This is a genomic window from Pseudomonas sp. HMWF021 (assembly GCF_003061005.1).
Lineage (GTDB): Bacteria > Pseudomonadota > Gammaproteobacteria > Pseudomonadales > Pseudomonadaceae > Aquipseudomonas.
Genome location: NZ_QAIK01000188.1, coordinates 31464 through 40267, shown reverse-complemented (window position 1 = coordinate 40267; position 8804 = coordinate 31464). Strand labels below are relative to the sequence as shown.

The window sequence follows — 8804 nt, the reverse complement described above, 5'->3', positions numbered from 1 at the left end:
CGCCGAACACATGGCCCACGGCGGCATGCAACACGGCCCCGCCGCGCCTGCCATCAGCCTGCAAGACGTGCAGAACATCGCCACTGCGCGCAAGGTCGAACCCGGCTACAGCATCACGCTGCCGACCACCGCGACCGGCGTGTTCACCATCGCCGTGTTTGCCGACGACCCGCGCAACGACGCCACCCTGCATGTCGATCAGTACACCGGCAAGGTCCTCGCCGATGTGCGTTTCGAGCAGTACGGCGCAGTGGCACGGGCCACGGAAATCGGTGTGATGCTGCACGAAGGCAAAATGTTCGGCACCTTTAACCAGATCGTCGTGCTGCTGATCTGCCTGATGATTCTGCTCAGCGCCGTCAGCGGCGTGGTGATCTGGTGGAAGCGTCGCCCGCAGGGCAAGTTCGGCGTGCCGCCACTGCGCCATGACCTGCCGAAATGGAAAACCGGCGTGGCGATCATGCTGGTGCTGGCGGTGATTTTCCCGCTGGTGGGGGCTTCGCTGGTGCTGGTGTGGTTGCTGGATCGGCTGCTGTTGTCGCGTCTGGGCCGCCAAGCTGAATCTGCCTCAACTTCATCATGAAGCAGGCGAGATGCGTGTTTTAGACAGATCTTTAAACTGCCGGGGCTTAAACTCCGGCATTTTTTAATGTTACTGTATAACGCAAATGTGCCGCTCTGCCCGCAACCACAAGCTGCGGGCTTTCTTTTGAAGAAGTGATTCACCGTCCCGATGAACAAGTACCTCTTGTCCAGCCTCTGCCTGCTTGCCCTGAACAACGCCAACGCCGATGGCCAACCGTTGACGCTGCCCACCGGCACCATCAGCGCCCCGGCCATGGATGACGAAAACGTCAGCCTGACCACGCCGACCTCCGCCGGCTCGCGCCTGAACCTGACGGCCATGGAAACCCCGGCCAGCGTCGAAAGCCTCAGCGGCGAGCAGGTTCGCGCCCGTGGCGATCGCAGCGTGCAGGATGCCGTATCGCGCAGCACCGGCATCAGCCGCACCGGCACCCCGGGCGATGGCGGCACCTCGTTGCAGGCGCGCGGTTTTACCGGGCAGAGTTCGGTGATGCAGTTGTATGACGGCAACCGCATGTACACCGGCATGGGCACCGTAACTTTTCCGGTCGACACCTGGTCGGTGCAGCGTGTCGACGTGCTGCGCGGCCCGGCCTCGGTGCTGTACGGCGAAGGCGCGACCGGTGCGGTGGTCAACGTAATCCCGAAGAAACCGTTCGAAGGTGAAATCGAAAATCACCTGCGCGTCGGCTACGGTTCCTACGACAACCAGCAGCAGGCGTTCGACAGCGGCGGCTCCCTGAGCGACACCCTGAGCTATCGCCTCAATCTCAATCGTCTGCGCAGCAACGGCTGGGTCGATCGCGGTGATTCCTCCAGCGACTTCATCAGCGCCGCCCTGCGCTGGCAAGCCACCGACGACCTGGCCTTCACCCTCGCCCACGACTACGGCGATCAGCGTCCGCAGAACTACTTCGGCACTCCGTTGATCAACGGCCAAATGAAAGACAGCCTGCGCAACAAGAACTACAACGTGCGCGACGACAAGCAGCACTACAACGATCAGTGGACGCGCCTGACCACCGATTGGCAGATCAACGACGCGGTCAGTGCCAGCAACGAGCTGTACTACCTCAAGGCCCAGCGCCGCTGGCAGAACGCCGAAAACTACAATTTCGGCACCGCCACGCAACAGCTCAGCCGCAGCGGCTACTTCGGCATCGGCCACAAGCAGGAGCAAGTCGGCGACCGCCAGACCTTCACCTTCAAACACTCGCTGTTCGGCCTCGACAGCCAGACCGTGACCGGCGTCGATTACAACCGCATCCGCTTTCAGCTCGACAGCAACTCGCCGTTCAACGACGTGCTGCCCAACGGTCAGCCCTTGGATCTGTATCACCCGCAGCCGGGCTATTTCGAAAGCGCCAACCCGTACCGCGACCAGTTCGACAGCACCACCAGACAGATGTCGGTGTTCGCCGAAAACCGCACGCAACTGAGCGAGCGCTGGTCGCTGGTGACCGGCGTGCGCCGCGACTATGTACATGTGGATCGCAACAATCTGATCGACGACAGCCAGAGCGACAAGACCCTGACCGGCAACAACTGGAAGGCCGGACTGGTGTTTGCCCTGACGCCGCAGACCTCGTTCTACGGCCAGGTCGCGAGCAGTACCGATGGCATCGGCGGTCTGATTTCCCTGAGCCCGAGTCAGCAGCAATACGACCTCTCGACTGCACGCCAGACCGAAGTCGGCATGAAGCAGTTGTTCTGGGATCAACGCGGCGAGTTCACCCTGGCGGCCTATCGCATCGTCAAAAAGAAACTGCTGACCGACGATCCGGGCAACCCGACGCTCAAGCAGCAGGTCGGCCAGCAATCGTCCAACGGCCTGGAAGCCAGCCTCGACCTGCAACTACCGCACGCCTGGCAACTGCAGGCCAACGCGGCCATCGTCAAGGCCAAGTACGATGACTTCTCCGAAGTGGTCGATGGGCAAACCCTGTCGTACAACGGCAATCGTCCGGTGGATGTACCACGGCGCACCGCCAACCTGTGGCTGAACAAAAACCTCAGTGATGACCTGAAGGCCGGCGCTGGCGTGCGTTATGTCGATGCGCGCTACGCCGACATGGCCAATCGTAATGAGCTGCCGAGTTACACCGTGGTCGATGCCACGCTGTCGTGGCAAGCCTTGCGCAACACCACGCTGGGCCTGCAGCTGAACAATCTGTTTGACCGCCGGTTCGCGCAAAGCCAATACAATGAAGGCCAGCAGTGGATTCTCGGCGAGCCGAGATCGTTCTTCGTCACGGCGGATTACACCTTCTAACCCATCCCCTGTAGGAGCTGCCGCAGGCTGCGATCTTTTGATGTTGATCTTCTTAACAACAAAATCAAAAGATCGCAGCCTTCGGCAGCTCCTACAGGGGCAAGCATCATGAGCATTTGATGACCTCGCTAAACCTCGCCAACCTCGCCTGGACACCTCTGGGCTATGGCCACTGCCATCACCAGTTCCAGCTGCGTGACGCCTCGTTGCAGGTGGCCGCCGGTGAGTTTGTCGGGCTGATCGGGCCTAATGGCAGCGGCAAGACCAGCCTGCTGCGCTGCGCCTATCGCTTCAGCCAACCGGACAGCGGCGAGGTCAGACTCGATCATCACAACGTGTGGAAACAGTCCTCGCGCTGGTGCGCACAACGCATTGCCGTGGTCTTGCAGGAATTCCCCGACGCTTTTGGCCTGACCGTCGAAGAAGTGGTCGCCATGGGCCGCACGCCGCACAAAGGCCTGTTCGATGGCGACACGCTGGAAGATCGCAATCTGGCGACGCAAGCGCTCAAATCCGTCGGCCTCGACGGCTTCGAAGACCACGCGTTCGCCACCCTCTCCGGCGGTGAAAAACAGCGGGTAATCCTCGCCCGCGCCCTGGCCCAGCAACCGCAACTGCTGATCCTCGATGAGCCGACCAACCACCTCGACCCGCGCTATCAGCTCGAACTGCTGCAACTGGTCAAACGCCTGCAGATCGGCACGCTCGCCAGCATCCATGACCTGAATCTGGCCGCTGCGTTCTGTGACCGACTGTACGTGATCAATCACGGGCGCATCGTCGCCAGCGGCACGCCGCAAGATGTGCTCACCACCGAGCTGCTGCGCGACGTGTTCGGCGTCGAAGCACTGATCGACTCCCACCCCCTCCACGGCTACCCGCGAATCACCTGGATAACCCGACCATGACTGTGCGTTCCCTGCTTTGTGTCGCTCTTCTGTTGTGCAGTGCTCAAGCCCTGGCCGAAGCCACGAAATACCCGCTGACCATCCACAGCTGCAACCGCGAAGTGACCTTCAGCGAGGCGCCGAAACACGCAGTCAGCCACGACATCAACATGACCCAGATGATGCTCGCCCTCGGTCTCAAATCGCGTATGGCCGGTTACAGCGGCGTCAGCGGCTGGAAGTCGGTGACGCCCGAAATGCAGTCGCTGCTCGACGGTTTGCCGGAGCTGGCTGCGAAATATCCATCGGTGGAAACCCTGCTCAACGCCAACGTCGATTTCTTTTTCGCCGGCTGGGATTACGGCATGCGCGTCGGCGGCGACCTCACCCCGCAGACCCTGCAACCGCTGGGCATCAACGTGTATGAACTGACCGAATCCTGCGCCTTCGTGATGAAGCGCCCGGCGGCGACGCTGGACGACACCTACAACGACCTGCGCAACCTCGGCAAAATCTTCGACGTGCAGGACCGTGCCAACGCGCTGATCGCCGACATGCAAAGTCAGGTCGCCGAAATCCGCAAAAACCTGCCTGTCGAGAAACCTCGAGTGTTCCTGTACGACAGCGGCGAAGACCGCGCCATGACCTCCGGCCGACTAGGCATGCCGCAAGCACTGATCGACGCCGCTGGCGGGCGCAACATTCTCGATGACGTCGAGGCGAGCTGGACCCGGGTCAACTGGGAGACCGTGGTCGAACGCAATCCGCAGGTGATCGTGATCGTCGACTACAGCGAAATCACGGCTGAACAGAAGATCGAATTTCTGCTGAAGAACAAGGCGCTGCAATCGGTGGACGCGATCAAGAACCAGCGCTTCATCGTCATCCCTTATGTGCAGGCCACGCCGGGGATCGATAACGTGCTGGCGGTGGAGACCCTGGCCAAGGGGTTCCACGGCGAATGATCGACCGTCGCTACACCCTGCTGCTGATTGTGCTCGGCGCCGTGTTGCTGGTGTCGTGCGTGGTGTCGCTGGGCTTTGGTCCGGCTCGGGTGCCGGTAGACGTGGTGTGGCGGATTCTGCTGCACAAGGCCTTCGGTTTCGGCGAGGTGAGCTGGAGCGCCGGGCAGGAACACATCGTCTGGCTGATCCGCGTGCCGCGCATGTTGCTCGGTGCACTGGTCGGCGCCGGGCTGGCGTTGATCGGCGCGGTGCTGCAAGCGGTCACCCGCAATCCGCTGGCCGATCCGCACCTGCTCGGCGTCACCTCCGGTGCCACCCTCGGCGCAGTGATCGTGGTGCTGCACGTCGGTGAAATCGTCGGCCTGCTGACCTTGCCGATTGCCGCGTTCATCGGTGCGTTGCTGAGCATGTTTCTGGTGCTGGGAATTGCCAATCGTCGGGGTCGGCTCGACAGCGATCGCTTGCTGCTGTGCGGCGTGGCGGTGTCGTTCGTGATGATGGCGATCGCCAATCTGCTGCTGTTCATGGGCGATCATCGCGCCAGCTCGGCGGTGATGTTCTGGATGCTCGGCGGCCTCGGTCTGGCGCGCTGGGAGTTGTTGGCGGTGCCGGCCCTCAGTGTGTTGCTCGGGTTGATTCTGCTACTGGGCATGGCCCGTCCGCTGAACGCCTTGATGGCCGGCGAACAGACCGCCGTCACCCTCGGCCTGAATGCCCGGGCGGTGCGCCTGCGGGTGTTCGTGATTGCTTCATTGATGACCGGGGTGCTGGTGTCGATCAGCGGTTCCATCGGGTTTGTCGGGCTGATGGTGCCGCACATTGCGCGGCGTCTGATCGGCGCCGAGCACCGGCGTCTGTTGCCGGTGTGTGTGTTGCTCGGCAGTGTGTTTCTGGTGTGGGTCGATGTCGCGGCGCGGACGCTGATCGCACCGGAAGACTTGCCGATCGGCATTGCCACCGCAGCGCTCGGCGGGCTGTTTTTCATCGGTCTGATGCGCCGCCGCTGAGCCTGCCTTAGACTGCGCACCCGATTTTTCTCAGGATGAGTGTCATGTTGAAAGCAGCTGTTGTCGCGTTGTTGATTGTGGGATCCAGCGCGGTGCTGGCCGATACGACCGTCGATGTCTCGAAGATCTACGGCAAGATCCAGTTCGTCAACGCGTACCCGGATTACAAAGTAAAAATCGATAACTCCTGGCCGGATCTGAAAGTGAAGCAAGTCACTCAGTGGCCAGACTCGGTGGGCAAATGGCAGATCGTTGATCAGTATCCCGATTACAAGATTCAGATCGTCGACTCTTACCCTGACTTCACCATCAAGTACGTGGACTCCTGGCCTGGTGTGAACTGACCTGTCACGCCTCCCCGCTGCCGCCTCGCGGCAGCACCACAATGAAGCACTTCCCCGCACCACACCCTGCCGCCTGTCCCCTCCTGGTGCGCCGCCCCTGGGTACAACCGCTCTAAACCGACCTTTTGCTGCCCGATCCCGACCGGGCACAGCCCTTGCAAAACACCCTTCAGTCGTCCGCATCTGCCAACCATAAAAAACTTTAACGTTCATGGAGATCGCACAATGAAGCGTCGCAGTTTGATCAAGGCTTTCACTCTCACGGCATCCATTGCCGCGATGGGCATGACCTGGACTGTCCAGGCTGCCGAGACCATCAAGGTCGGGATTCTGCATTCGTTGTCCGGGACCATGGCGATCTCCGAAACATCGCTCAAAGACATGGCGCTGATGACCATCGACGAAATCAACGCCAAGGGCGGGGTCAACGGCAAGATGCTCGAACCGGTGGTGGTCGACCCGGCGTCGAACTGGCCGCTGTTCGCCGAAAAGGGCCGGCAGTTGCTGACGCAGGACAAGGTTGCGGTGGTGTTCGGCTGCTGGACCTCGGTGTCGCGCAAATCGGTGCTGCCGGTGTTCGAAGAGCTCAATGGTCTGCTGTTCTACCCGGTGCAGTACGAAGGCGAAGAGATGTCGCCAAACGTGTTCTACACCGGCGCCGCGCCGAACCAGCAAGCGATCCCGGCAGTGGAATACCTGATGAGCGAAGAAGGCGGCAGCGCCAAGCGCTTCTTCCTGCTCGGCACCGACTACGTCTACCCGCGCACCACCAACAAAATCCTGCGCTCGTTCCTGCATTCCAAAGGCGTGGCCGACAAGGACATCGAAGAGGTCTACACCCCGTTCGGTCACAGCGACTATCAAACCATCGTCGCCAACATCAAGAAGTTCTCCGCCGGCGGCAAGACCGCTGTGATCTCCACGGTCAACGGCGACTCCAACGTGCCGTTCTACAAAGAGCTGGCCAACCAGGGCCTCAAGGCTACCGACGTACCGGTAGTGGCGTTCTCGGTGGGTGAAGAAGAGCTGCGCGGCATCGACACCAAACCGCTGGTGGGCAACCTCGCGGCGTGGAACTACTTCGAGTCCGTGGAGAACCCGGTGAACAAGAAGTTCGTCGCTGACTGGAAGGCCTACGCGAAGAAACACAACCTGCCGGGCGCCGACAAAGCGGTGACCAACGACCCGATGGAAGCCACCTACGTCGGCATCCACATGTGGGCGCAAGCGGTGGAAAAAGCCAAGTCCACCGACGTCGACAAAGTCCGCGAAGCCCTCGCCGGCCAGACCTTCGCCGCGCCGTCGGGTTACACCCTGACCATGGACAAGACCAATCATCACCTGCACAAACCGGTGATGATCGGCGAGATCCAGAGTGACGGTCAGTTCAACGTGGTCTGGCAGACAGAAGGCCCGATTCGTGCCCAGCCTTGGAGTCCGTTTATCGATGGCAACGACAAGAAGCCGGATTATGCGGTGAAGAGCAACTGAGCCATTGGGTGTCGGGCGGATGAGCATGTTCGGCCCGACACAATCCCCCTGTGGGAGTGAGCCTTTGTGGTGAGGGGATTCATCCCCGACCGGCTGCGAAGCAGTCGCGAAATCAGTCGACGCGATCAATCTGATACACCGCGACCGCTGGATTTGGGGCTGCTTCGCAACCCATCGGGGATGAATCCCCTCGCCACAAAGACTGTGCCCACTATTAGTCCGCGCAAGGCGACTCTTTATGCCGACTACCCTTTACCGCTTTATCCTGGCCCTGGCACTGCTGTTGCCGATGACTGCCTTCGCCAACGACGCCGAAGACTTCGTCGCCGCCAACCCGGTGCAGCAAGCCAGACTGCTGGAAGCCTGGGCCGCGCAGCCCGATCCTGCCCGCATCGAGCTGATCAACGCCCTGCGACAAGGCGAATTGACCCTCGACGGCCAGCCAAAAACCCTGCGCCTGAACAACCGCCTGCGGGGTCTGATCGACACCGCTCTGGCCAGCCACCAATTGCTCGCCGCCGACGCCAAAACCCGTCTGACTGCCGCGCAGCAATTGCAGAAAAGCGCGAAACCCGCGCAGCTGAAATTCCTCGACCAGCAACTGGCTGGCGAAAAAGACGAGAACGTCCACGCCGCCCTGAGCCTGGCGCTGGCCAATCTGCAACTGGTCGACAGCGATCCGGCGGTGCGTCTGGCCGCCGTGCGCCTGCTCGGTGAAACCGGCGACCCCTTGGCCCGTACCCGCCTCGAAGGCCTGCTCGAACCCGGTGTCGAAAGCGACGCAGGCGTGCGCACCGCTGCCGAAACCAGTCTCGCTCAAGTCAAGCGTAAATTGCTGATCGGCGAAGTGTTGGGTCAAGCGTTCAGCGGCATGTCCCTCGGCTCGATCCTGCTGCTCGCGGCCCTCGGTCTGGCGATCACCTTCGGCCTGCTCGGGGTGATCAACATGGCCCACGGCGAGATGCTGATGCTCGGCGCCTACTCGACCTACGTGGTGCAGCTGATGTTCCAGCGCTACGCACCGCAAGCCATCGAGTTCTACCCACTGATCGCATTGCCAGTGGCGTTCTTTGTCACGGCGGCGATCGGCATGGCGCTGGAGCGCACGGTGATTCGTCATCTCTACGGCCGACCGCTGGAAACCCTGCTCGCCACCTGGGGCATCAGCCTGATGCTGATTCAGTTGGTGCGCCTGCTGTTCGGCGCGCAGAACGTTGAAGTGGCGAACCCGGCGTGGCTGTCCGGCGGGATTC

8 protein-coding genes are annotated in these 8804 nt (G+C 61.4%); all 8 read left to right on the top strand.

Annotation, left to right across the window (positions count from 1 at the left end; all coding sequences use genetic code 11):
- Positions 1-583: PepSY domain-containing protein (locus DBR18_RS30125; RefSeq protein WP_256589018.1), on the top strand; the 583-nt coding region annotated here is incomplete at its 5' end.
- 150 nt (positions 584-733) lie between these two features.
- A complete protein-coding gene (locus DBR18_RS27305) occupies positions 734-2857 on the top strand; it encodes a TonB-dependent siderophore receptor (protein ID WP_108592672.1) in 2124 nt (707 codons plus the stop codon).
- A gap of 119 nt (positions 2858-2976) precedes the next feature.
- Complete coding sequence (locus DBR18_RS27300; RefSeq protein WP_108592671.1) at positions 2977-3765, top strand: ABC transporter ATP-binding protein; 789 nt, start codon at positions 2977-2979, stop codon at positions 3763-3765.
- Entirely contained in the window at positions 3762-4709 is a 948-nt protein-coding gene (locus DBR18_RS27295) for an ABC transporter substrate-binding protein (RefSeq protein WP_108592670.1), read from the top strand. The genes DBR18_RS27300 and DBR18_RS27295 overlap by 4 nt, the downstream gene beginning before the upstream one ends.
- On the top strand, positions 4706-5716 hold the full coding sequence (locus DBR18_RS27290) for an iron ABC transporter permease (protein ID WP_108592669.1): 1011 nt from the start codon (positions 4706-4708) through the stop codon (positions 5714-5716). Before DBR18_RS27295 ends, DBR18_RS27290 begins: the two co-directional genes overlap by 4 nt.
- A gap of 44 nt (positions 5717-5760) precedes the next feature.
- Complete coding sequence (locus tag DBR18_RS27285; RefSeq protein ID WP_108592668.1) at positions 5761-6060, top strand: hypothetical protein; 300 nt, start codon at positions 5761-5763, stop codon at positions 6058-6060.
- A gap of 225 nt (positions 6061-6285) precedes the next feature.
- Positions 6286-7551 (top strand): urea ABC transporter substrate-binding protein, encoded by a 1266-nt coding sequence (gene urtA / locus DBR18_RS27280; protein ID WP_047600601.1) that lies wholly within the window; start codon positions 6286-6288, stop codon positions 7549-7551.
- A 238-nt stretch (positions 7552-7789) separates the two neighbouring features.
- Positions 7790-8804 (top strand): urea ABC transporter permease subunit UrtB (locus DBR18_RS27275; RefSeq protein ID WP_256589017.1); only part of this gene is annotated, 1015 nt, incomplete at its 3' end.

Excerpts from the sequence above, each read along its gene's own strand:
- DBR18_RS27305 (WP_108592672.1), top strand. The coding sequence starts at position 734 with ATGAACAAGTACCTCTTGTCCAGCCTCTGCCTGCTTGCCCTGAACAAC.
- DBR18_RS27285 (WP_108592668.1), top strand. The coding sequence starts at position 5,761 with ATGTTGAAAGCAGCTGTTGTCGCGTTGTTGATTGTGGGATCCAGCGCG.
- DBR18_RS27290 (WP_108592669.1), top strand. The coding sequence starts at position 4,706 with ATGATCGACCGTCGCTACACCCTGCTGCTGATTGTGCTCGGCGCCGTG.
- DBR18_RS27295 (WP_108592670.1), top strand. The coding sequence starts at position 3,762 with ATGACTGTGCGTTCCCTGCTTTGTGTCGCTCTTCTGTTGTGCAGTGCT.
- urtA (WP_047600601.1), top strand. The coding sequence starts at position 6,286 with ATGAAGCGTCGCAGTTTGATCAAGGCTTTCACTCTCACGGCATCCATT.
- DBR18_RS27300 (WP_108592671.1), top strand. The coding sequence starts at position 2,977 with ATGACCTCGCTAAACCTCGCCAACCTCGCCTGGACACCTCTGGGCTAT.